21 protein-coding genes and 1 riboswitch are annotated in these 21,988 nt (G+C 67.0%); of the genes, 9 read left to right on the top strand and 12 right to left on the bottom strand.

Going from position 1 to position 21,988, the window contains the following annotated elements:
* Positions 1 to 44: 44 nt before the first annotated feature.
* Positions 45 to 1,013, top strand: a complete 969-nt coding sequence (locus QRN34_RS00270) for an NAD-dependent epimerase/dehydratase family protein (RefSeq protein ID WP_285400929.1) — start codon at positions 45 to 47, stop codon at positions 1,011 to 1,013.
* Here QRN34_RS00270 and QRN34_RS00275 read toward each other — a convergent pair.
* Both QRN34_RS00275 and QRN34_RS00280 read right to left on the bottom strand, forming a co-directional pair.
* Positions 1,003 to 2,286 (bottom strand): Nramp family divalent metal transporter, encoded by a 1,284-nt coding sequence (locus tag QRN34_RS00275; protein WP_285400931.1) that lies wholly within the window; start codon positions 2,284 to 2,286, stop codon positions 1,003 to 1,005. The two genes, QRN34_RS00270 and QRN34_RS00275, sit on opposite strands and share 11 nt — an antisense overlap.
* 36 nt (positions 2,287 to 2,322) lie before the next feature.
* A complete protein-coding gene (locus tag QRN34_RS00280; protein ID WP_285400933.1) occupies positions 2,323 to 3,354 on the bottom strand; it encodes a YihY/virulence factor BrkB family protein in 1,032 nt (343 codons plus the stop codon).
* Between the two features lie 94 nt (positions 3,355 to 3,448).
* On the opposite strand from QRN34_RS00280, the gene QRN34_RS00285 reads away from it, so the two are divergent.
* Entirely contained in the window at positions 3,449 to 4,102 is a 654-nt protein-coding gene (locus QRN34_RS00285) for a response regulator transcription factor (RefSeq protein ID WP_285400935.1), read from the top strand.
* Here QRN34_RS00285 and QRN34_RS00290 read toward each other — a convergent pair.
* Positions 4,099 to 6,732: a PAS-domain containing protein gene (locus QRN34_RS00290; protein WP_285400937.1), complete on the bottom strand. Its 2,634-nt coding sequence runs from the start codon at positions 6,730 to 6,732 to the stop codon at positions 4,099 to 4,101. The genes QRN34_RS00285 and QRN34_RS00290 overlap by 4 nt on opposite strands.
* A gap of 116 nt (positions 6,733 to 6,848) precedes the next feature.
* Here QRN34_RS00290 and QRN34_RS00295 point away from each other — a divergent pair, with 116 nt between their 5' ends.
* Positions 6,849 to 8,168, top strand: coding sequence for a dicarboxylate/amino acid:cation symporter (locus QRN34_RS00295; RefSeq protein WP_285400938.1), 1,320 nt, complete (start codon positions 6,849 to 6,851; stop codon positions 8,166 to 8,168).
* A gap of 12 nt (positions 8,169 to 8,180) precedes the next feature.
* Here QRN34_RS00295 and QRN34_RS00300 read toward each other — a convergent pair whose 3' ends face one another.
* A complete protein-coding gene (locus tag QRN34_RS00300) occupies positions 8,181 to 8,615 on the bottom strand; it encodes a DUF3757 domain-containing protein (RefSeq protein ID WP_285400940.1) in 435 nt (144 codons plus the stop codon).
* Positions 8,616 to 8,878: 263 nt separating this feature from the next.
* On the opposite strand from QRN34_RS00300, the gene QRN34_RS00305 reads away from it, so the two are divergent.
* Together QRN34_RS00305 and QRN34_RS00310 are read left to right on the top strand one after the other, a co-directional pair.
* Positions 8,879 to 9,121, top strand: a complete 243-nt coding sequence (locus QRN34_RS00305; protein ID WP_285400942.1) for a hypothetical protein — start codon at positions 8,879 to 8,881, stop codon at positions 9,119 to 9,121.
* 87 nt (positions 9,122 to 9,208) lie between these two features.
* Positions 9,209 to 10,759: a PAS domain-containing hybrid sensor histidine kinase/response regulator gene (locus QRN34_RS00310; RefSeq protein ID WP_285400944.1), complete on the top strand. Its 1,551-nt coding sequence runs from the start codon at positions 9,209 to 9,211 to the stop codon at positions 10,757 to 10,759.
* 90 nt (positions 10,760 to 10,849) lie between these two features.
* Here the strand turns inward: QRN34_RS00310 and QRN34_RS00315 are convergent, their stop codons facing one another.
* The 7 genes from QRN34_RS00315 to QRN34_RS00345 all read right to left on the bottom strand — a co-directional run bounded on the left by QRN34_RS00315 (position 10,850) and on the right by QRN34_RS00345 (position 16,216).
* Positions 10,850 to 11,074 (bottom strand): hypothetical protein, encoded by a 225-nt coding sequence (locus tag QRN34_RS00315; RefSeq protein WP_285400946.1) that lies wholly within the window; start codon positions 11,072 to 11,074, stop codon positions 10,850 to 10,852.
* Between the two features lie 40 nt (positions 11,075 to 11,114).
* Entirely contained in the window at positions 11,115 to 11,348 is a 234-nt protein-coding gene (locus tag QRN34_RS00320; RefSeq protein ID WP_285400948.1) for a hypothetical protein, read from the bottom strand.
* A gap of 59 nt (positions 11,349 to 11,407) precedes the next feature.
* A complete protein-coding gene (locus tag QRN34_RS00325; RefSeq protein WP_285400950.1) occupies positions 11,408 to 11,908 on the bottom strand; it encodes a ferritin-like domain-containing protein in 501 nt (166 codons plus the stop codon).
* Between the two features lie 82 nt (positions 11,909 to 11,990).
* Positions 11,991 to 13,373: a PepSY domain-containing protein gene (locus QRN34_RS00330; protein ID WP_285400952.1), complete on the bottom strand. Its 1,383-nt coding sequence runs from the start codon at positions 13,371 to 13,373 to the stop codon at positions 11,991 to 11,993.
* 20 nt (positions 13,374 to 13,393) lie between these two features.
* Entirely contained in the window at positions 13,394 to 14,326 is a 933-nt protein-coding gene (locus QRN34_RS00335) for a hypothetical protein (protein ID WP_285400954.1), read from the bottom strand.
* 78 nt (positions 14,327 to 14,404) lie between these two features.
* Entirely contained in the window at positions 14,405 to 14,803 is a 399-nt protein-coding gene (locus QRN34_RS00340) for a DUF2946 domain-containing protein (protein ID WP_285400956.1), read from the bottom strand.
* Positions 14,804 to 14,899: 96 nt separating this feature from the next.
* A complete protein-coding gene (locus QRN34_RS00345) occupies positions 14,900 to 16,216 on the bottom strand; it encodes a voltage-gated chloride channel family protein (protein ID WP_285400957.1) in 1,317 nt (438 codons plus the stop codon).
* 71 nt (positions 16,217 to 16,287) lie between these two features.
* Positions 16,288 to 16,353, bottom strand: a riboswitch (Fluoride riboswitch).
* A 155-nt stretch (positions 16,354 to 16,508) separates the two neighbouring features.
* On the opposite strand from QRN34_RS00345, the gene QRN34_RS00350 reads away from it, so the two are divergent.
* The 3 genes from QRN34_RS00350 to QRN34_RS00360 all read left to right on the top strand — a co-directional run bounded on the left by QRN34_RS00350 (position 16,509) and on the right by QRN34_RS00360 (position 18,898).
* On the top strand, positions 16,509 to 17,348 hold the full coding sequence (locus QRN34_RS00350; RefSeq protein ID WP_285400958.1) for an AraC family transcriptional regulator: 840 nt from the start codon (positions 16,509 to 16,511) through the stop codon (positions 17,346 to 17,348).
* A complete protein-coding gene (locus QRN34_RS00355) occupies positions 17,342 to 18,415 on the top strand; it encodes an alpha/beta hydrolase (RefSeq protein ID WP_285400960.1) in 1,074 nt (357 codons plus the stop codon). Before QRN34_RS00350 ends, QRN34_RS00355 begins: the two co-directional genes overlap by 7 nt.
* Before the next feature lie 96 nt (positions 18,416 to 18,511).
* A complete protein-coding gene (locus QRN34_RS00360) occupies positions 18,512 to 18,898 on the top strand; it encodes a nuclear transport factor 2 family protein (protein WP_285400962.1) in 387 nt (128 codons plus the stop codon).
* 14 nt (positions 18,899 to 18,912) lie between these two features.
* Here QRN34_RS00360 and QRN34_RS00365 read toward each other — a convergent pair whose 3' ends face one another.
* On the bottom strand, positions 18,913 to 19,920 hold the full coding sequence (locus QRN34_RS00365) for a hypothetical protein (protein WP_285400964.1): 1,008 nt from the start codon (positions 19,918 to 19,920) through the stop codon (positions 18,913 to 18,915).
* Positions 19,921 to 19,996: 76 nt separating this feature from the next.
* On the opposite strand from QRN34_RS00365, the gene QRN34_RS00370 reads away from it, so the two are divergent.
* The gene (locus tag QRN34_RS00370; protein ID WP_285400966.1) at positions 19,997 to 21,952 is read left to right on the top strand and encodes a hypothetical protein; all 1,956 of its coding nucleotides are present in this window, start codon (positions 19,997 to 19,999) and stop codon (positions 21,950 to 21,952) included.
* The last annotated feature ends 36 nt before the right edge of the window (positions 21,953 to 21,988 follow it).

Here is a 21,988-nt window from a genome sequence, read left to right on the forward strand (position 1 = left end):
CCACGACAGCGCCGAGACTCGGTCCACCCCCTGGAGATACCGCCATGACCCGATCCCATCGCACTGCCCTAGTCCTCGGCGCCACCGGCGGCATCGGCGGGGAAACCGCCCGCGCGCTGGCCGCCGCCGGGTGGACCGTCAAGGCACTGACCCGCCACGCCGGCAAGGCCGACGACGGCGCGCTCCACTGGATCCACGGCGATGCCATGAACGCGGACGACGTTCGCCGCGCCGCGCAGGGCACGCAGGCCATCGTGCATGCCGTCAACCCGCCGGGCTACAAGGGCTGGGAGCGTGTGGTGCTGCCGATGATCGATCACACCATCGCCGCCGCGCGCGCCGTGGGCGCGCGGATCGTGCTGCCCGGCTCGGTCTACAACTACGGTCCCGACACGTACCCCCTGATCGCCGAGGATGCGCCCCAGCATCCGCCCTCACGCAAGGGCGAGATCCGCGCGGCTGTGGAGGAACGCCTGGAGGCCGCGGCGCGCGAGGGAGTACGCAGCCTGGTCCTGCGCTGCGGCGATTTCTACGGGCCGCGCAGCGGCAACAACTGGCTGGCCCAGGGCATCCTCACGCCCGGCAAGCCGCTGCGCGACATCCGCTACCCCGGCGCACCGTCACTGCGCCACACCTGGGCCTACCTGCCGGACGTCGCCGCCACGCTCGTGGCGCTGCTGGAACGCGACGCCGAACTGGATGCCTTCGCGCGCTTCCACTTCGGCGGCCATGTGCTCACGGGGTACACGCTGGCCGATGCGCTGAGGCAGGCGTCGGGTCGGGGTGAGTTGCCCCTGCGCCGTTTCCCGTGGTGGATGGCGACCCTGGTCGCGCCCTTCATGGAAACCATGCGCGAGGTGCGCAAGATGCGCTACCTGTGGGACGAGGAAATCCTGCTGGACGATGCACGCCTGCGTGCCTTCCTCGCGGACGTGCCGTGCACGGCACCGGAAACGGCCTTGCGCACGACGTTGCAGGGCATGGGCCTGATCGGCCCGTCGGTCACAGCGTAACCATCCCGAACGCATCCAGCAGCAACAGCACGTTCAGCCCCAGAACGACCAGCGCAGCCAGCGCCGACAGCACCACCACCAGACGGCCGTTGCGGAACGCGCCCATGACGTCGTCCCGGCTGGTGAACCAGACCAGGGCGATCATGGGGAACGGTAGTGCGATGCTCAACGCCACCTGGCTGAGCACCAGGGCGCGGGTCGCGTCCACGCCGGCCAGCACCACCGCGAAACTGGGCAGCATGGTGATCGCGCGCCGCAGCCATATCGGAATGCGGAAATCGACGAAGCCCTGCATGATCATCTGCCCCGCCATGGTCCCCACCACGGAGCTGGAAAACCCCGAGGCGATCAGGGAAACCAGGAAGATGGTGGCGGCGGCACCGCCAAGCAGCGGGATCAGGGTCTGGTAGGCGGTTTCGATCTTCGCCACGTCGGGGTGGCTGCCGTGGAACGCGCCGGCCGCCATCACCACCATGGCCAGGTTGATCAGGCCTGCCAGGGTCAGTGCCAGGATCACTTCCAGGTTCGACAACCGGATGATCCGCGTCCGCTCCGCATCGTTCCTGGCCTGCACGCGGCGCTCGGTCAGCCCCGAGTGCAGGAACAGGGCATGCGGCATCACGGTCGCGCCGATGAGGCCCACGGCGATGGCGATGGCCGCGCTGTCGGGCAGGTTCGGCACGAAGATCTGCTGCCCCAGCGCCTTCCAGCCGACGGGCGCGATGAACAGTTCCACGAGGTACGACAAACCCACCACGCCCACCAGCGCGCCGATGGTCAGCTCAAGGCGACGGTAGCCCTTGCCTTCCAGCAGCAGCAACGCGTACGTGACCACGGCGGTAATCCCCATGCCGACAAGCAACGGCATGTGGAACAGCAGGCTGAGGCCGATCGCGCCGCCCAGGAACTCGGCCAGGTCCGTGGCCATGGCGGCCAGCTCGCTCACCACCCACATGACGTAGACCAGCGGCTTGGGCAAGCGGTCGCGGCACAGCTCGGCGAGGTTGCGACCGGTCACGATGCCCAGCTTGGCCGACAGGCTCTGGAACAGCATGGCGACCAGGTTCGCCAGCAGCACCACCCACAGCAGCGCATACCCGTAGCGTGCGCCCGCCTGGATATTGGTCGCGAAGTTGCCCGGGTCGATATAGGCCACCGACACCACCATCGCGGGCCCGGCGAACGGCAGCAGCGCGGAGAGCCCGCGGCGGCGCCCCGACAGCACATCGACCATGGCCGGGTCGCGTGGCGGTGTTTTCACTTGGTCTAGCATGCGATCGCGATCGTTCGGTCCGGACATCCCATGCCGTTATACCTCGCGGCCCGGACGGCGACCACGCGCGCCGGACCGCATCACGGCACCCAGCACGACGCCCGCGGCGAACAGGGAGCCGGCCACCGCCGCCGGAGGGATGCGGGTACGCGGGGTGCGCGAGGCGCGGGCCAGCGCCGCGTCCCGCGAGTCCTTCGGCTTGACCTCGGCAGGCGCGGCCTCGATCTCCACTGCGTGGGGGCTGGGGCGGATCGGCTTGCCACGTGCGTCGGCCACGCCGCGGGTCAGCTCGGCGCCGAGCAGCACGATGATCGACGAGTAATAGGTCCAGGTCAGCAGCACCACGAAGGCACCGGCGGGGCCGTATGCACCACCCACGTCGGAATACTGGATGTACAGGCCGATGACGTACTTGCCTGCCAGGAACAGCGCCGTGGTCAGTACCGCACCGATAAGCGCCTCGCTCCAGTCGATCAGCGCATCCGGCAGCACCTTGTACATCGCGCCGAAGGCCGCCACGAACACGATCACAGATATCCCGTATTCCACGGCGCTCCACGCCGTCGAGTCGCCGCGGATCATCGTCTGGATGATGGCGCTGACAATGAACGAGACGATCATCATGAACGCCATGCCGCCCAGCAGCGCGAACGCCCGGCCGCGCGCACGCAACCAGGCGCCGACGGCTTCGCCCGGCCGGGGCTTCACCCGCCAGACCCGGTCCAACGTGCCCTGCAACTGGGCGAACACCGCCGAGGCGGCGAACAGCGTCACGCCCAGGCCGACGATGCCGGCGATGTCGCTCAGGCGCGGATGCGCTTTCGCACTGGTGATCACGCTGTCGATGGCGCCCGCGGCACGGCTGCCGACCACGGACGACAGCGTCTGGGTCAGCTGATCGCGCCATTCCGGATGCAGCACCGAAATCACCCACATCAGCAGGAGCAGGAGGGGTGCGAACGACAAAGCGGCGTAGAACGCCAGCGCCGCCGCACGTGTCATCAACTCATCGTCGCTGAAGCCGTCCACCGCGGAAACGATGGTGCGCTTGATAGCTCCGCCGGTCATGCCCTGTCTCCTGATCGATCCAATGGCCTTGATACAGCGTGGAACATGGAGCGCACGTGATGTGAACCCGGCCCGCTGCCCCTAGAATCGCCGCATGCCGCTCAACCTGCTCATTGCCGACGATCACCCGATGTTCCGTGGCGCCCTGCTGCACGCGCTGGCCGAGCCCCTGCGGGGCGGTCGCGCGCTGGAGGCGGCCAGCCACAGCGCGATGGAGGCGGTGCTTGCCGCTGGCGAGCCGGTCGACCTGGTGCTGCTGGACCTGACCATGCCGGGGGCCATGGGCTTCTCGTCGCTGCTTTGGCTTCGCGGTGAGCATCCGGAGGTGCCGGTGCTGGTGGTGTCGTCCAACGACCATCCGCGCAACGTGCGCCGCGCGCAACAGTTCGGCGCGGCGGGTTTCGTCTCAAAATCCGCACCGGCCGAGGTGTTGCGCGCGGCGGTCGCGGAGGTGATGCAGGGGGGCACCGCCTTCGTCGGCGCACGTGCCGACCGCAGCGACGACGATGCCCGCCTGGCCGCGCGACTGGCCCGGCTCACGCCGGCGCAGTTCCGCGTGCTGATGCTGATGGCCGAGGGCCTGCTCAACAAGCAGATCGCCGCCGAGCTGGGCCTGGCGGAGAACACCGTGAAGATCCACGTGACCGCCGTGCTGTCGAAGCTGGAATGCCGCTCGCGCACGCAGGCCGCGGTGCTGGTGCGATCGCTGGATGTCGACGAAGGCGTCGACGGCTCCCACCCGGGTTAGCCGGACACCATCAGCATGCGGCTCATGACCGCGCGCAGGCGCGCCGGGGCAAGGGGTCGCGTGAGGTAACGCACACCGACCGCGGCCGCACGCTCCACATCCGCTGCCGAGGGCGCCTCCGCGATGAGCAGCGTGGGTGGCATGCCGCCCCAGCGTGCGCCGAGGGCCAGGCGCAGTGCCTCACCCGTCATGCCGTCGATCGGGTCCTCCAGCAGGAGGATCGCGGGCACCGCGTCGGTTTCCGCGTGGCGCATCGCCTCGCTCGCGCTGGCCGCGGCCGCCACCTCGCAGCCCCACGACGCCAGCAGCCGCGTCGTGGCCTGTCGTGTCACGCCGTCGGCATCCAACAGCATGACCCGGGCACCGGCGAACGGCGATTCGTCCTCCGCGCCGGCGGCCGTCGCTGTCGTCGCGGAAGGGCCCTGCCATAACGGCACGGTGATGGAGAACACGCTGCCCTTGCCCGGACGCGAGCGTACCGCCACCGGCGCGCCCAGCAGCCGCCCGATCCGGTCGACGATCGACAGCCCCAGGCCCGCGCTGCGCCGCTCGCGGTCCACGCCGTTGTCCAGGCGCAGGAACTCGTCGAAGATCGCCCGGGTTTTCGCCTCCGGGATGCCAAGCCCCGTGTCCCAAACCTCGATGCGCACCGCGTCGCCTTGCCGGCGCGCTCCGATCAGCACGCCGCCACGCGGTGTGTAATGGATCGCGTTGGACAGGAAATTCTGCAGCACGCGGCGAAGCAGCAAGGCGTCGCTGCGCACGACGGCCCGACCGGTGACGCAGCGCAGCCGCAGGCCGTGCGATGCCGCCAGCACCCCGAACTGCTTCGCCAGGTCGGCCAGTAGCGATGCCAGCGACACGGCGGCAAAGCGCGGCTCGACCGCGCCCCCTTCCAGCCGCGACACGTCCAGCAGGCTGGCCAGCAATTCGTCCTGCGTGTCCAGCGCGCTGCGGACGCGCTCCACCAGCTCGCGCTCCGCGGCGTCGAGGCGCCCCGCCGCCAGCGCGCCGACGAACAGCCGTGCCGCATTGAGTGGCTGCAGCAGATCGTGGACGGCGGCGGCGACGAAACGGGTCTTGGAGCGATTGGCCCGTTCCGCTTCCGCCTTGGCGTCGTGCAGGTCGCGCGTGCGCTCGTCCACCCGGCGTTCCAGGCTGGTCGCCAGCGACCGCAGTTCGCGCGCGGCGGCCTTGTACGCCGTGATGTCGGCATAACTGGTGACGAAGCCACCGTCCGGCAGCGGATTGCCGCGTATTTCCAGGGTGGTGCCGTCGGGCCGCTCGCGCTCGTACATGTGCGGGCTGCCGGCACGCAGGTAATCCAGCCGGCGGCGGATCGCCTCCTCCGGATCGCCCGGGCCCAGCAAGCCGCGCCGCGCGTTGAAACGGAACAGGTCCTCGATAGGCCGCCCCACGCGCATGTATTCCTCGGGGAACCCGAAGATCTCCCGGTAGCGCGTGTTCCACGCGACCAGCCGCAGCGACGCGTCGATCACGCTCACGCCCTGCGGCAGGTGTTCCAGGTTGCCGTCGGCGCCCTGGGTGGCCTCGTGCGCCGCGGCCACCACGCTGTCTTGCGCAGAGCGCAGCGCGGCGGCGTGATGCGCCACCATGCGCTCGAGCTCCTCGCGGCTGCGCTGGCGCAGCCGGGCCAGGCGCAGCCGCTGCTGCAGGAACAGCCCGAACAGGACGATCGGAAGCCACACCGCCAGCACCACCAGCACGGCGTCGCGCGCAGCGGTCATGGCCGGGCGGGCGTCAGCCAGCAGGTGCAGGGTCCAGCCCTGCTGAGGCAGGGCCAGGCTGGCCCAGACCACCTCGCCGTCGAGCGACGGCGAGATCACCCTGACGCGTCGCGCGTCCGCGCCTGCCTCGCCCAGGGTAACGGTGCGCATCGGCACGAGCGCGCGATCGCCGTACTGGCGGGTGGCGCGGATCGCGTCCGCATCTCGCGGAGATAATGCCTGCAGTGGCCGATACAACCACGAGGCATCGCGGTTGGTCAGGAAGACCACCCCATAACGGTCAGCCAGCAGCACGGTGTCGTCGTCGCGAGCCCAGTCGTGACGCACGTCGTCCAGGGTGATCTTCACCACGATCACGCCGACATGCCGGCCCTGCTCGTCGTCGACGGCACGCGCGATGAAATAGCCGGCCACGCCCGTGGACACACCCATCGCATAAAAGGTGGCGCGCCCCTCCCGCATCGCCTCCTGGAAATACGGTCGGAACCGATAGTCCAGGCCGACGTTGCTTGTGGGGGTATCCCAGTTGTTGGCCGCGACGGCCCGGCCGTGCCGATCCAGCAACGTGAGCGTCGACGCATGCACGGCGCCGTTGGCCTGGGCAAGCTTGCGATTGAGCGCCAGGGTCGGCAGGGGCCCGCCGGTGTCCGACAGCGCCGCGCGCAGGGCCGGATCCAGCGCCAGCACCTCCGGCAGCACGGTGAACCGGTCGATCAGGCGTTGCACCGCCAGCGCGTGCAGTTCGAGACGATCCGCCGACTGCGCGGCGGTGACCGCCAGCGCGCGATGCCACGCCCACCACCCGCCCATGGCCGCGGTGCCGGCGATGACCAGCGCCAGCGCACACAAGGGGAACAGGCGGACGAGGCGCACTCGGGACATGACCGCGATGGTCGCACAGCCGCGGGGAGCCTAGCCGGAATGTGCTATGGGCCGATCGGGACGCGCGGGCTACAAGGGTGCATCCGCCCCTCCGGGGCAGCCTACGGTATCGCGTCATGTCCCTGCAGCAGTCCGTTCCCGTCGCCGCTCCCCGGCCCTGGTATCGCCAGACCTACGCGCAGGTGCTGGTCGCCATCGCCCTCGGTGCCCTGCTGGGTCACTACTGGCCGGCCTTCGCCGAATCGCTCAAGCCACTGGGCGACGCCTTCATCAAGCTGGTGAAGATGATCATCGCGCCGGTGATCTTCCTCACCGTGGTCACCGGTATCGCCGGCATGCCTCATCTCAACGCGGTCGGCCGCGTGGTGCTGAAGGCGATGCTCTACTTCCTCGTCTTCTCGACCCTGGCGCTCATCGTCGGCATGGTCGTGGCCAACGTGGTGCAACCGGGCGCGGGCCTGAACATCGATCCCGCCACCCTGTCGACGAAGGAGATCGCCACCTACACCACCAAGGCCCACGACATCTCGCTGACCGCCTTCCTGCTGGACATCATTCCGGACACCGTGGTGGGCGCGTTCACCTCGGGCAATATCCTGCAGGTGCTGCTGTTCGCCGTGCTGTTCGGCATCTCGCTGACACTGGCCGGCGAGCGCGGCAGGCCCGTGGTGTCGTTTTTCGAAGCCCTGACCGCGCCCGTCTTCACGCTGGTGCACCTGCTCATGAAAGCCGCACCCATCGGTGCCTTCGGCGCCATCGCCTTCACCATCGGCCGCTACGGCATCGAGTCGCTGTCCAACCTGCTGTTCCTCGTCGCCACCTTCTACGGCACGGCCATCCTGTTCGTGGTGGTGGTGCTGGGCACCGTGGCAAAGTGCGCGGGGTTCTCCATCTTCCGCCTGATGCGCTACCTGAAGGCCGAACTGCTGCTGGTGCTGGGCACCTCGTCCTCGGAAGCGGCCCTGCCCTCGCTGATGGAGAAGATGGAGCGCGCGGGCTGCGACAAGTCGGTGGTCGGCCTGGTGGTGCCCACCGGGTACTCGTTCAACCTGGACGGCACCAACATCTACATGACGCTGGCCGCGCTGTTCATCGCGCAAGCGACCAACACACCGCTCACCCTCGGCGAACAGGTGGCCCTGCTGCTGGTGGCCATGGTCAGCTCCAAGGGAGCGGCGGGCGTGACCGGCGCCGGCTTCGTCACGCTGGCGGCCACGCTCTCCGTGGTGCCCTCGCTGCCCGTGGCGGGCATGGCGCTGATCCTGGGCGTGGACCGTTTCATGAGCGAATGCCGCTCGCTGACCAACTTCATCGGCAATGCGGTGGCCACCGTCGTCGTCGCGCGCTGGGAGGGAGCACTGGACCGGGAGGCGCTGGATGCGGCGCTGTCGCCGGAAGCGTCGAACTACGTCACCCGGACTGACCTGGCCGGGTGACGTAGTCGCCGGTCACTTGAAAGTGCAGGCTTCGCTCGTCGACTGCGTGCAGGTTTCCTTCCCCGCGGCGACGCTTTTCCACGCCTTGGCGTTCGCCGGCGACACCGCGTTGCCTTCCATGTCGAGACTCATGCGGAGGCTGTTGCCGTCCGTGGCCTTGTAGTCACACGACGCCCAGTGTTTATCCTTGCTGTTGATCAGCGAGGCACCGGCAAAGGACAACCCCTCCAAGTGAAGTTTCGCGTCGTCGTATTGCGAGACCTCACCCTTCCAGGTGTGAGCGCCGGACACGGCCTCATAGGCAATATCGCCATCCTTCGTCTCGCCGTTCTGCCTGATCGACCCGGCAGCCGGGCAGGACATATCCGCGGCGGCGGCGTGGGTGGCCCAGGCGGTCATGGCGATGGCCATCGCCAGCGAAACCGTCATCGTCTTCGTGCTGCTCATTGCACACTCCCTATGCGCCTTGCGGCTGGTGATCCACCTTAACGCCACACAGGGACGGCGGACGTTCTCGGGCAAAACGTACACCTCGCCACATTGGCTTGGCTAACATGGCCTTGACGCTTGCCGTCCGTAAAAGGGCAACGATTTCTTCGGCCCCAGATGAACGGCTCCCTAGCCCGGGAAGCGCGTCATGCCTCCGCGCACTCAAGACATGGTCCGGGCCGCCGATGTCATGAGGAACGCCCCGAGGCCACCTGCCTTCCATGCCTGTCCAGCACGCCCGCCACACCAACCTGCGCGCCGTCCTCGCCCAACTGGACCGGGAAGGCATCGCCGGCTTTCCCGACCAGGCCGAGTACCTCGGTAGCGTCACCTCCGGACACCTGGCCGCCATGGTGAACGGCGACCCGATCGAGACGCTGTTTTCCGAACATGTGGAGTGGGCACTGCACCGCCGGCGCGGCTGGATGGACGAGTTGCACGACGACGATCCGCTCGACGGGTGAGCCGGCTGGATTCAGTTTCAAGCGGCTGTATCACCATCGCTTCACGCCCGGCTGGCAACCCTCGCTTCCTCAAAGTCGAGGTCACCCATGGAAAGCTTCCCGCCGGAGCTGCTGCACCTCGCCTTGCAGAGCGCCGACCTGGGCATCTGGCAGCTCGATCTGCGATCGGATGAGGAAACGCTGCGCTCGCTACGACACGACCAGATGTTCGGCTACGAGGTACTCCAGCCGCGCTGGAGCCTGGCGATAGCGCTGGAGCACGTGCTCGAGGACGACCGCGAAATGTTCTCCGCCGCCTTCCGCAGCGCCCTTGTCGAGGGCACCCTGCGTTGCGAGGTCCGCGTGAAATGGCCCGACGGGTCCATCCACTGGATCGCGCCGCTGGGCCGCACGGAGTTCGGGACGGACGGCCAGCCGCTGCGGATATGTGGCGTGGTGGCCGATGTCACCACACGCCGGCAACTGGAAGCCCAGGCGCTGCAAAAGAACAAGATGGTCGCCATCGGCGAGTTGACCGCCGGCATCGCGCACGATTTCAACAACGTACTGCAAGGGCTGGCCGGTTCGTTCGACTTGCTCAACGTCTTCATCGCCAAGGGCAGGCTCGACGAATGTGGGCGCCTGGCCGCCCGCGGTGGCGAGCTCGTCGACCGCGCTGCCCGCATGACGCACCGGCTGCTCGCCTTTTCGCGACGCGCACCGCTCAATCCACGGCCGGTCGACCTCGGACGACGCCTGCCTGCCATCGCCGCGCTGTTGCGCCCCGGCCCGGGCCAGGAGGGCCGTGTGGAGGTATCGGTCGAGCCGGCATTGCCCGAGGTGCACGTCGACGACGCGCAACTCGAAGTCGCCCTGTTGAACCTGCTGTTCAATGCGCGCGATGCCTCGCACGTCAACGGTCGTATCCAGCTGCGCGCGCGGCGCACCGTCGTTCCGGGCGACCTGCATGAAAGCCTGCCCTTGTCCGGTGAGCACGGGTTCGCGCTGATCGAGGTCACCGATTCGGGCGTCGGCATTCCCCAGGACAGCCTGGAACGCATCTTCGAGCCGTTCTTCACGACCAAGCCGCAGGGCGCCGGTACCGGGCTGGGGCTGTCGCAGGTGCACGGCTACGTGCACCAGTCCGGTGGCGCCATCGACGTCGCCAGCGTGATCGGCGTCGGCACGCGCGTGCGCATCTGGCTGCCGCTGGCGTCCGACGAAAGCGCGGCCGCCGGCACGTCATATCTCACCGAAACCGCGTCGCGTCCGTCCCGCCGGGCCGTGGTGCTTCTGGTGGACGACGAGGCGCACGTACGCGAGCCCCTGGCGGAACTGCTACGCGAAGCGGGCCACGACGTGACGTCCGTGGCGGACGCGGAAACCGCGATGGCCACGTTGGCCACGCGCAGGGACTGGGATCTGGTGGTGAGCGACATCGGCCTGGAAGGGCCGACCGACGGCTGCGAACTGGCACGACAGTGCCATGATCGCCTGCCCGGCATGCCGGTGCTGCTCATCACCGGCTACGCCGGTGACGACCTGGACACGCGACTGCCCGGCGACACCGCTGTGTTGGTCAAGCCTTTCACGGCGAAGTATTTCATGCGTGAGATCGCCCACTGTCTCGGTGCGACGGCCGATGGACGACCGCGATGAAGACGACCCGCTGCATGAGTCGCCCGGCTGACCTTTCCATCCGTTCCATCGTTCGATGACAGCACGTATCGCTGTCATCGGGCCAGACCCTTAACGCTTCGCTTCAAGCGCGGCGACGGCGTTACGGCCCATGGACCACACCTGCGCCAATGCTTGCTGCATGCGCGGATACACGGTGGCGTGCCGGCCCACCTGAACGGTGTCGCCGCGATGGTCGACCACCTCGAACGAGCCTACGTAACCTGGCCCCTCGGGCGCCGGCTCGGTATGGAGTATGCAGCGGTAGTTGCTGTACATCGTACAAATGTACACCATTCACCCGTTTTCTGCATCCCCCCATCAGGCTCACGGACGGTCACGTCCGAAAGGTTTCCCAGCTCCCGTCCGCCCGCTCGATCTTCACGATGGCGACGCCACCGGCATTCTCGATCATCCTCGCGTGTTCCGCCGCGAATGCCACCGCCGCATGCTCGCTCTCGACTTCCTTCTCGGGGCGGCCGTCCGATCGCACTCGCCAGCGTCCGCGGACCGTTGCCGGCGCCGCAATATAGATGACCACCTCACTCAAGGTGCTCACATGTTCGCTCATAGCGCGCTCCGTATTTCGTACAGAAGCGGGCGCCGCATGGGGCGCCCGCGCGGTTCGTGTCACGCAGCCTTTTCGGCCTTTGCCTGCGTCGAGAGGCGCTCGCTCAGCATGGTGAGCTTTTCGTCCGCGGCTTTCTCTTCCGCAAGGGTTTCAAGCAGCAGCGGGACGGCATCCTTGTAGCCAAGCTGCTTGGCCATGGCGGCAAGGGTGCCGTACGACGCGATCTCGTAGTGCTCGACCTTGTTCCCACCACCGATCAGCGCCGCGTCGCGCAGCGGGCCCGCCTCTACCGTGTCGATGACTTCCTTGCCCTCTTCCACCAGACCTTCCATGGCGGCACATTTGATGCGCTTGAGACGAATATCGAGCAATTCAACGATCTGGTCGATGCGCTCGACCTGACCCTGGGTTTCTTCCAGGTGGGACGTGAAAGCTTCCTTGAGTTCGGGCGCCGTCGAGGCACGCGCCATGCGCGGCAGGGACTTGGTCAGCTGCTTTTCGGCGCTGTAGATGTCGGACAGTTCGTGGATGAAGAGTTCTTCGATGGTCTTGATCGTCATGGGGGCTTTCCCGTTGGGATGAGCCTCCAACGTACTCCGCAAGTTGTCACGAAGGACTCGGTTCGCGGTGAAGAAAAAGGTTTCAGCGTCGTCCCACGGAAGGCCCGGACAGCCCCAGCAGGTGCCGCGTAGACGGAAAGCGCCGAAGCAGCCAACGCTCGATCGTCAGCACGAGCACCATCGTGACGCCCAGCAGGGGCAGCAGCAGTCCCAGCACGACAAGCAGCGCGACGATCAACAGGGGGTACCGCACGCCCGCGTGTGCCGGCGGCGCACCCAGCGTGCCTGCGGGACGACGCCGCCACCACAGCACGACGGCACTGGTGGACAGCGTCAGCAGGCCCAGCGCCGTCACGACGCCGAGCACCTGATTGAGTGGCGCGAACAGCTGTCCCTCGTGGATAGCCACGCCGTAGCCGATCAGCCGATCCAGCAACGGGCGATCGGCGAAGGCGGTGCGGCGGGTTACCGTCCCGGTGGCGGCGTCCAGGGCGACATCCACGCGCTGTGGCCGATTCTGCGTGTCGGACCGGGCCGTCCAGGTCGGCTTGAGTTCTGAAGGGGGCGCGATCAGCACCGGTGGCGGCAGGGCCAGGGCAGCCACCGTCGGCACCAGTCGGTCGATCGCCCCATAGTCGGGACCACCGCCCATCGGCATGTCCATCGCCATGCCGTGATGCATTGCGTGTTCATCGGCAATCGGTGTGTTGGCGGCGCGATTCGTCGCCCGTTCGGCCGCGCTGCCGATCGTCCAGTCGGGCGCGGCGGCGGAGGCGGCGTAGGTCTGTCGCACGGTTTGCAACAGGCCGCCCCAGGATTTGCTCCAGGGAAGTCCCGACACGAGCAGGAACAACGCCATCAGCGAAATCCAGCATCCCGTGACCGCGTGGAGGTCACGCCAGAACACGCGGCCACCGGCATTCAAGCGCGGCACCAGCGTGCCCATGACGCGACCGCCGCGCGGCCACCAGAGGTAAAGACCGGACAGCAACATCAGTATCGTCCACGAGGCCGCCAGCTCCACCAGCATCGAGCCCTTCGTCCCCAGCAGCAGTTCGCCGTGCAGGTAGAAGATCACCCGCATGAACCGATCGTCCTCGCCGACCACGCCAAGCACTTTCGCGCTGGAGGGGTCGACGAACACACGGGTGACATGGGCGCCCTTCCCCACCAGCACCCGGGTCGCGGCCGTGGGGCTGGACGGCAGCTCGTAGGCGTTGAGTACCGTACCGGGCACCGCCGCTAGTGCTGCTGCTATTTGTGCCGAGGCCGGCCGGGCCGGTCCATCGGTGACATGCGCGTACTGCCTTTCCAGAAACGGTTCGATCTGCGGCTTGAACAGGTAGATCATGCCGGTGGTCGCCAGCCAGACGATGAACGGCAGGCAGAACAGCCCGGCATAGAAATGCCAGCGCCAGATGAGGCGATAGGTGGCGCGGGACGATGATGTCGCTGCGTGGGTCATGGGAGAGTTCGGTTGACGAATCAGAAGTTGATGCTGGCGAGCAGCTTGCCCTGCCAGTGCGGCACCAGCTGGTTGCCGTTGACATGCTGGAAGACGGGTCGCTCCACATCCGCGTAGAGGCGGAACGCGCGGACTTTCAACTCCACCGCCGGGGAAACGAGCACGCGCTCGTAGCCGCTGTCGCCCGGTGCGGCGTTGAGGCCATGGTCCTTGGCGCGCAAGGACACCAGCGCCTGGACGATCGGCGTGACCTGCGCGCCGCCCGCGAACGTCCACCCTGCGGGGTAGATCCCGAACGCGCTGTCCAGCTCCGTGCCGGGGCGATAGCCTGCCCGCGTGTTCATCGCCTGGTCCAGCTGCGTCTGTGCAAAACCGCCCCAGGAGCCGGTACCGAAGTAGGTCTGGTGATAGCCACCCAGAAGGATATCCGTCGTGCCCGTGCCGATGGCCGTATCCCGGTCGAAGCCCTTGTAACGCCAGTCGCCGGTGGCGAGCTTGAGACCGAAGACCAGCCCCGACGACATGTCGCCCGAAAAGCCCGTATACATCCCCATGATGCGGATGTCGCCCAGCGCGGCGTGGTCGTGGCTGCCCACCACACCCGTGTCATCGTCCGTGGTCGTGAAGTGCCGTGCCGTGTAGGGCACTTCGACCTGGAGGCCCCATGCCCGGCTGAACATGTGCTGCCACCCGGCCAGGTAGAACTCGCTGCGGATGTGCTTGTCGTCGTTCTGCCCCGCGGGTGCGGACGAACTGCCCGCCCAGTTCCGCGGCTGGTCCAGGTAACTGTATTGAAGGGAAAGCGTGTTCCTGGCGCCGTTGGGCAGCAAGCCCCCCGTGCCGACATCGAAAATTCCGCAGCCGCACGCACAGGCATGTGCGGAGAGCGAGCCCAGCGAAAGGGAAACGACGAGCGCAGCCGAAAGCGCGCGGGTCAGGCGAGATCTGTACATAACCGGATACCCCAGCAAGGCGCATGGGCGCCTGCAGCGAACGAGGAAGACGCCGTGCAGCGACGACGAGCCGAATCGTCAACCGTGGGCGCTGGGGGGGCCCCGCGGAAGCGTGGCGCCGGGAGGCAGCGCGTGAGCCCATGCCATTGTCGGGAGACTGCGGGTCGCTGTCGCGGCCGCCACGGGAACGGACAGGACCACCGACGCCGTCGGGACCAGCGGCTGCTGCGCGGCGAGCGCGCAATAACCGCAGGCCTCACCGTGATGCAGCGGATCGGGCTTGTCCGGGTGCGGATCGCTCGGCCCCTGACCGGTACACCAGGCACCCAGGTCGAGCCAGGACGCCTCGACGGTGAGGGCCCGCGACACGGACGGCGCCACGAGGTTCAGGCACAGCGCGGCGAATGCCAGCCATGCGAACCACCTGCGTTGCGATGCCCGTGAAAACACCTCGGAACTCCCGAACCCTGGACCCATATCCAGATCATGGCATAGTTCGCCGACCCAGCGTTTACGACGGATGCGTGGATGCGCTGGCGGTTCGCGCGTCGCCTCCGGAGCCGTGCACGCTTTTCATGACTCGGGCACGTCGGTGGTCGAATGGTCCCGTTGCCTGCGCCGATAGGCCGGCCATTCCCCCAAGCGAAGATCTTCCGGCACGTGACGCACATGCTTGGCGCGGCCCAGGCGCTGTGCGTGATAAATGCCCGTATGCCCCGAGAACAGGTAGCTCGCCACGCAGGCGATGGCCGCAAAAGGTGCGATCGCCGGACCGAACAGTTCGATGGCCATCACCGTGGTGGCCAACGGGGTGTTGGCCGCGCCTGCGAACACGGCGACGAAACCCAGGCCCGCCAGCATGGCAAACGGAAGATGCAGCAGCGGCGCCAGGCTGTTGCCCAGGGTGGCGCCGATGAAGAACAACGGTGTGACTTCACCGCCTTTGAATCCGGACCCCAGCGAGGCCACCGTATAGCCGAACTTCCCCACGCTGTCCCACCACGGCAGGGGGTGATCGAACGCCGCGACGATCGTCGGAATGCCCAGGCCGATGTAAGCCTGCGTATGAAGCAGGTAGACCGATCCGGCGATGACCGCGCCACCCACAAAGGGTCGCAAGGGCGGATAACCGACCAGCCGTTTCATCAGCGCGCCCATCCCATGAGTCGCCTTGGCGAACAGCAGGCCGACCAGGCCGAAGGCGATGCCGGCGACGATAACCGTAGCCACGGACCAGGCCGTCAGCGGGGCGACGGTACCCACGACATACACGGTGTGGTGAACGCCCCAGGCCAGGCACACGTGGTCCGCGACGATCGCCGCGATGACGCAAGGAAACAGCGCGTCGTAACGCAGGCGGCCGATCGCCAGCACTTCCAGCCCGAACAGCGCCCCGGCAAGCGGGGTACCGAAGACGGCGGCAAAGCCGGCGCTCATGCCAGCCATCAGCAGCACCCGGCGATCCTCCGGCCGCAGTCGGCACAGCACCGTGACCTGATCCGCCAGGGCACCACCCATCTGCACGGCGGTGCCTTCGCGCCCGACCGAGGCCCCGAACAGATGCGACACCACCGTGCCGATGAAGACCAGCGGCACCATGCGGCGCGGAATCACCTTCCGGGGGTCGTGGATCTCGTCGATGATCAGGTTGTTGCCGGCCTCCACCGGCTTTCCCAGCCGGTCATAGGCCCAGCCCACGACCAAGCCGGCGACGGGCAGCAGCACCATGATCCAGGGCGTGGCTTCACGCGTCCGCGTGGCCCAGTCCAGACTGAGCAGGAACCCGGCCGAGGCCGTGCCGGCCAGCACGGCGGCGGCACAGGCGAGCAACAGCCATTTGCCGATGTAAGGGAAGAGTTCCCATTGTTCGAGGGAGCGAAAGGCGCGCATCGGGCGTCCAGATCGGAGGAAACCACCTGGGCGGGGCTGCGGCACGCGTGCCTACATCCCCGGGAAACCCAGGACATGTAGGCATCATCAGCCCCCGAGGGGGCGGTTCGCGGAGGAATGCCATCTCCGTGGTGGGGAGCGTAAGTGGCGCCTGCGGCGGCGTCAACCGTGTGTGCCGGAGTCACGCAAGGCGCCAGGCCCGTATCGTTTCGCGGAGCGGGCCCTGGCAAGAACCATCAAATGGCGGGCCGGCATCCCCCGTATCATTCGCCGATACCACGGGGAAAGGGACATGGCCGCCGTCCAACGCGCAGTCTGGTACATCGAAAGTCATTCGGGCGACGAACTCTCGCTGGGTGATGTCGCGGATGCTGCAGGTGTATCGGCCTTTCACCTTGCACGCCTCTTCCGTGCCGCCACGGGCTGGTCCGTCGCCCGCTATATCCGCGTGCGTCGACTGAGCCAGGCCGCCGCCGATCTTGCCGCGGGTGCACCGAACATCCTTCCTGTCGCCTTGTCATCCGGCTACGGCTCGCATGAAGCGTTCACCCGCGCGTTCCGCGATGCATTCGGGTTGCCGCCAGAGGACGTGCGCAAGCGCGGTCACGTCGAGGGGCTCGCGACACTCGCCCCCATGCGTGTGATGGAAGAGCCGGTGGGCCCGGCGCCGATGCTGCGCACGGAAGAGATCGGCCCGCTGCTGCTGACCGGCATCGACGCGTCTTACCTGCCCAGCGACACGGCGGGCATCCCATCGCAGTGGCAGCGCCTGCACACCGAACAATCGCTCGGTACATGCCAGTACACCTATGGCGTGTGCCGCACGACGGATGACGAAGGCCGGCTGGATTACCTAGCCGGCTACGAGATCGATAACGTCGGCCAGGCACCCCGCGGATATCGGCGGCTGCGGCTGCCCCGCCAGCGATACGTCGTTGCGCGACATGCAGGCCATATCGGCTCCATCCCTCGCACCTGGCGGGCCTTGCTGAGCGACTGGCTCCCCGCCGCGGGCTTCGTCCCGATCGAAGCCCCCGACTTCGAACGCTACGACGCCGCGTTCAATCCGGCGACCGGTTACGGCGGCGTCGATATCTGTATCCCCGTGGAAGGAGTGAGTCGCACATGCTGAAAGCGAGCTTGATACGCAGCGTCGCCGCACTGGGGCTTTCGATCCTGGGGGGACAAGCCATAGCCGCCGTGGGCGAAACCCACCGATCCACGACCACGCCCACTGCCGCACTGCGCCATGCCGACGGATCGTCGGCCGTGGCCATCACGGTGTGGTATCCGGCCGATGAGAGTGCCCATGAAACGCCTCTGGTCATCGGGCCGGCCGACGCCCCGCTGTTCGTGACGGGACGCGCCGCCGCGGAGGCGCCGCTGGCGAAGGGGCGCTATCCCGTGGTGCTGCTTTCGCACGGCTTCGGCGGCACGGCCCGCATGATGGCCTGGTTCGGCACGGCACTCGCCCGCGCAGGCTTCGTCGTCATCGCCGTGGACCACCCGGGAAGCAACGGACGCGAGCCGATCACGGCGAATGGCGCCGCATGGTGGTGGGAGCGCGCAGAGGACCTGAAGGCCGCCTGGAACACGGTCAAGGCCGACCCCGAACTGTCACCGCACATCGACGGCACGCGCCTTGGCGTCGCGGGCTTCTCGGCCGGCGGATTCGCTGCGCTCGTCGCGGGTGGCGCGCGCGTGGATGTTCGACACTTCGCCGACTTCTGCCAGAAGCACCCCGACGATGGCGTGTGCGCACCCCAGCTCGAAGCGCCAGACCTGACGGCACGCGACATCGGCGCCTGGTTGAAGGATCCGGACATGCAGGCGCGCTTCAAGGATGCCGCCGGTGACCATGCCGTGCCGGGCGTACGTGCCGTCTTCGTCATGGCGCCTGCGATCGTGCAGGCCCTGGCCACGGATTCACTTCGCCGCATGCCGGTGCCCGTGTCGATCCTCGTGGGTACCGCGGACACCGTGGCGCCCGCGGCAACCAATGCCGATGTGGTGGCGACGTTGGTTCCTGGGGCGAAGGAACAACGTCTGCAGGGTGCGACCCACTACGACTTCCTGGGCAACTGCCAGCCGGCCGCGACGAAGGTCGTGCCGCAGTGCGCCAAGGCAACGCATCAGGACCAGGCGCACGCTGCGGCGATAGCGCAGGCGGTTGCGGCGTTTCGAGGGGCGCTCCGGTAGGCTTGGCTCGGTCGAAGAAGCCGCGCAGATAACTATTCACGCTTGACCTGAGGCGGTCGTGGCTTAGAGTGAAAATCCCCCACAGGAGCAAACGTTATGGACGGTCTGATGGCGGATCTCGTCGGCTTGGAGGTCGAACTCCATACGCCTATGACTCGCAGGGACCGCGCGCGTCTGGGCGAGCTCTTGCACGATGATTTTCGAGAGATCGGTCGTTCCGGGGCAACGTATGGTCGGCAGGAAGTGCTCTCATCCCTTCCGGATGATTTATCCGAGGCAACGATCAAGGCCGACCGGTTTCGAGCGGAGCTTCAGTGCGACAGTCTAGTTTTGCTGACCTATCGAACCGTCCGCATCGGGGAAGATGGTGCTGTCGCCGCACACACACTGCGGAGTTCACTGTGGCAACGGTCAGGCGACCGGTGGCAAATGCGATTCCATCAGGGAACTCCGACGACTCCCTTCGATCTGGACACCGCCTGAGCGTGCGAATGTCATCAGTTGGGAACCAGTAGCTCATCCGGGACCAAGAGTTCGTCGACGTTACGTATTCCCACCTCGTGGTTCGGACGCACACCCAGCACCTCCCCCGTCACACGCTGCACCACCGAATGGTCCTGCTCGATTGGCGTCTTTGTCCGCTGATCGATGGCCGGCATGTCCGGCCGCGGGATAAAGAGCAGATGCCCCTGGTAACTGCGTACCTCGATGCCCGCGGCATAGTGGATAGGGCCGACGTCGAGGGCGTGGTCGAGTACACCGGACCACGTCACCACATCGCCGTGAGGACCGTTCAGGCGCATGCTCAGCGGCCGCAGTTCAAGGCCCAGAAGCCGGGTGGCCGTATCGTCAGACGCCACGTCCCATTCCCCCTCCTTCGTGGAAAACACCTTGACAGGTCCCGGCCAGACGATGCCGCCGACGGTACTGCCCGGTGCCAGCATGCAGCTTTCCAGGCGCCACTTTGACAAGGTGAAGTGAGCACCGGAGGGAAAACGGAACTCGACCTTCCCGGGCTCGCATCGCCAGCCTTGCACGTCCGCCGCGGCCATCGTCTCCACCGTCGCATTGCCATGGCCTTGCCACAACGCCAGACGTCGCACGCGCATCCCCAAAATGTTTCCCGGCGCCCGATCGAACTCGGCGTGCTTGAGGCTTTGCATGCCATACGGCATGGGATCGCCGCTCAGGTCGTTGAAGGGTTTAAGGTATTCGAGACGAACCTGCGTGCCCGCCGGCAGCACCAGCTCGCCCAGCACTTCCTCGTGGTCCAGACGCGGATGGTGTGCGCGCTCGTCGAGCCACGCCTCGCCCACGATGGTGACGACGGGCGCGCTGACGACCGCCAGGCCGACGACCAGCACGCCGAACCGCCAACGCCGTGCGAACATGTAGCGCCTGAAACGCGGAATCAGGAAAGCCAGCAGGCAGACGATCAACAGCCCAAGCGAAACCAGGGACACCATGAAGATCATGGAGCCGATCAGCATGGCCTGCATATTCATGGGGATCATGGATGTTGTTGTAGACCTCACGACAGAAAGCGCAGGATAATTCACGTATGAGAAATACGCAGAACACATGAAATCCTCAGGCCTGCGGAAGTACGCGATATGGCTCGCCGCGGTCAGCTATAGCGGCGTCAGCAACGCCGCCACGCTGCCGCAAGGTTGGGCCATCGTGCCATGCGCTACCGAGGACATCGACGGCGGTCTGCCTAAAGCGCTGCAGTCGCCGCAACTGGCGAAGGACGGGCAACGGCTCGACGAGGTAGACATCGTCGTCTCCCTGCCGTTTGACCAGGTCTTGCCGGTGGTCGTCGCTGCACTGAAACCCCTGGGACCCTTGCATGAGGAAGCCGGACGAAACCCGTTGTCCAGGATGGATGACGCGTGGGGCGACGTGCTGTTGACGCGGCGCCCCGATCTCGTAAAAGACCTCGTGCGCCGATTCGACCTGCCCAGGCTGGAACAGGACGTTCGCGATGGTGCACTGGTGGCGTCGGAGATTCCCGATCGCATGGCCCGGATGGAGCGATCCATGCGCTTTCGATCAGACAGTGAGCGCATGGCGCCGTTGACCGAACCGTTCGCCTACTGGAGCGGCAGCGCAGAACGTACCCACGGTGCCTTGGGCCGCAGCACCAGTATCGCCATCGCCAACGTGACGCAGCTCGACGCTGTGCTCGGCCACCCCGCCACGGCGGTTCATCTGACGCGGAATGACGACTACCCAAATCCCAGGGGCGGGGTCATAGGCCAGATGCGCAATGCGGCCGGTCTGAACATTTTCAGTCCGGGCCCGCCGAAGCGCCTGCACCGCAGCAGCGTGCCGGAGGACCTGTTCGGCCCGGTCTTCGACGCGTTGAGCACGCTGCCCCACGCCGACGTGGAGCTTGGCTTGAGTGCGGAGCATTGGCGCGCACCCTCCCCGCCCGGCCCCGCGCCGACCGAGCCGAAGCTCACGGCGCCGGACGCCCACGCGGAGGTGCTCGAAGCGCAAGCGATCGTGTCGTTCAAGGCCATGAATGACTTCGCGGTGCTCGCCGACGGCAGCGTCTTGCTCGTTCGCCGTTATCCGCAAGCACTGCTTCACTGGTCGCCTCATGCCAGCGGCGAGCCGCGGGAGCTGTGGACGCCGTCGACATTTTTCACCAAGTGGCTGTTGTCGCGCGAGGCGAACGGGCAAGCCGCGTACATGACGGCCGATGGGCTCGTCATGCGCTTCGACGCGACGACCGGGACGCTGGCGAAGCATCCCATGGCATTCGACACGGCGACCGAGCCGGATGACGGGTACATGAGCTACTTCCACGACGGCCATGGCGTGCCGTTGACGTACCGCCACGACTATCGCGCAGGCCGCGATACGCTCGATGTATGGCAAGCGGTCGCGCCACCGATGGCCGATGGCACGCGCTGGCCATACACGCTGCGTTTTGCCTCACCCCGCCAGGACATGATGAAAAGTTCCATGCGCGGTAACGGGCAGATCAAGCCGGTGCGCTGGGACGGCGCAATGGCCAATACATGGGTCGAAGACGTCTACGGGCTGACCGAACTCGATGGCAAGACGGGCCGCGTGCGGCGCGTCGTGACCTTGCCGCGTCGCTTCGGCGAGGTGGACCCTACCGACGATACCGGCATGGCGCAGTGGACACCGGAGCCCTTCGGCTCCGTCAAGGGCGGCTGGATCGCGGTCGGCTTCGTGCTGATGGAAGGGAAGACGCGCCATCCCGGCGTGCATGTCGTCGACGTCGCCAGTGGCAAGCTGCGCTACTCGCTGACCTTGCCCGGGCAGGATTCACTGGGAACAGCGGTCGGATCGCCCGATGGTCACCGGCTGGCCCTTGGTCCCGGTGCCGGCAAGACCGTTGCGGTGCTATGGAACCTGGATAGCGGCCGTTCGCTCACGCTGCAAGCGGACGCTGCGGGATGCCGGGGACTTACGCAACTCCAGTGGAGCCCGTCCGGGAAGCGTCTGTGGGGACGCTGCGAGAACGGACTTGTCGCCTGGGACGTGCCTTCCGACGGGTGAAGGCACCTCGCGTCACGTTCAGGGACGTGTCGCCCG

The sequence above is a fragment of the Luteibacter sp. ME-Dv--P-043b genome (genome assembly GCF_030209605.1).
Lineage (GTDB): Bacteria > Pseudomonadota > Gammaproteobacteria > Xanthomonadales > Rhodanobacteraceae > Luteibacter.

Coding starts and splice junctions, on each gene's coding strand:
- QRN34_RS00270 (WP_285400929.1), top strand. CDS start 45: ATGACCCGATCCCATCGCACTGCCCTAGTCCTCGGCGCCACCGGCGGC.
- QRN34_RS00275 (WP_285400931.1), bottom strand. CDS start 2,286: ATGCTAGACCAAGTGAAAACACCGCCACGCGACCCGGCCATGGTCGAT.
- QRN34_RS00280 (WP_285400933.1), bottom strand. CDS start 3,354: ATGACCGGCGGAGCTATCAAGCGCACCATCGTTTCCGCGGTGGACGGC.
- QRN34_RS00285 (WP_285400935.1), top strand. CDS start 3,449: ATGCCGCTCAACCTGCTCATTGCCGACGATCACCCGATGTTCCGTGGC.
- QRN34_RS00290 (WP_285400937.1), bottom strand. CDS start 6,732: ATGTCCCGAGTGCGCCTCGTCCGCCTGTTCCCCTTGTGTGCGCTGGCG.
- QRN34_RS00295 (WP_285400938.1), top strand. CDS start 6,849: ATGTCCCTGCAGCAGTCCGTTCCCGTCGCCGCTCCCCGGCCCTGGTAT.
- QRN34_RS00300 (WP_285400940.1), bottom strand. CDS start 8,615: ATGAGCAGCACGAAGACGATGACGGTTTCGCTGGCGATGGCCATCGCC.
- QRN34_RS00305 (WP_285400942.1), top strand. CDS start 8,879: ATGCCTGTCCAGCACGCCCGCCACACCAACCTGCGCGCCGTCCTCGCC.
- QRN34_RS00310 (WP_285400944.1), top strand. CDS start 9,209: ATGGAAAGCTTCCCGCCGGAGCTGCTGCACCTCGCCTTGCAGAGCGCC.
- QRN34_RS00315 (WP_285400946.1), bottom strand. CDS start 11,074: ATGGTGTACATTTGTACGATGTACAGCAACTACCGCTGCATACTCCAT.
- QRN34_RS00320 (WP_285400948.1), bottom strand. CDS start 11,348: ATGAGCGAACATGTGAGCACCTTGAGTGAGGTGGTCATCTATATTGCG.
- QRN34_RS00325 (WP_285400950.1), bottom strand. CDS start 11,908: ATGACGATCAAGACCATCGAAGAACTCTTCATCCACGAACTGTCCGAC.
- QRN34_RS00330 (WP_285400952.1), bottom strand. CDS start 13,373: ATGACCCACGCAGCGACATCATCGTCCCGCGCCACCTATCGCCTCATC.
- QRN34_RS00335 (WP_285400954.1), bottom strand. CDS start 14,326: ATGTACAGATCTCGCCTGACCCGCGCGCTTTCGGCTGCGCTCGTCGTT.
- QRN34_RS00340 (WP_285400956.1), bottom strand. CDS start 14,803: ATGGGTCCAGGGTTCGGGAGTTCCGAGGTGTTTTCACGGGCATCGCAA.
- QRN34_RS00345 (WP_285400957.1), bottom strand. CDS start 16,216: ATGCGCGCCTTTCGCTCCCTCGAACAATGGGAACTCTTCCCTTACATC.
- QRN34_RS00350 (WP_285400958.1), top strand. CDS start 16,509: ATGGCCGCCGTCCAACGCGCAGTCTGGTACATCGAAAGTCATTCGGGC.
- QRN34_RS00355 (WP_285400960.1), top strand. CDS start 17,342: ATGCTGAAAGCGAGCTTGATACGCAGCGTCGCCGCACTGGGGCTTTCG.
- QRN34_RS00360 (WP_285400962.1), top strand. CDS start 18,512: ATGGACGGTCTGATGGCGGATCTCGTCGGCTTGGAGGTCGAACTCCAT.
- QRN34_RS00365 (WP_285400964.1), bottom strand. CDS start 19,920: ATGAATATGCAGGCCATGCTGATCGGCTCCATGATCTTCATGGTGTCC.
- QRN34_RS00370 (WP_285400966.1), top strand. CDS start 19,997: ATGAAATCCTCAGGCCTGCGGAAGTACGCGATATGGCTCGCCGCGGTC.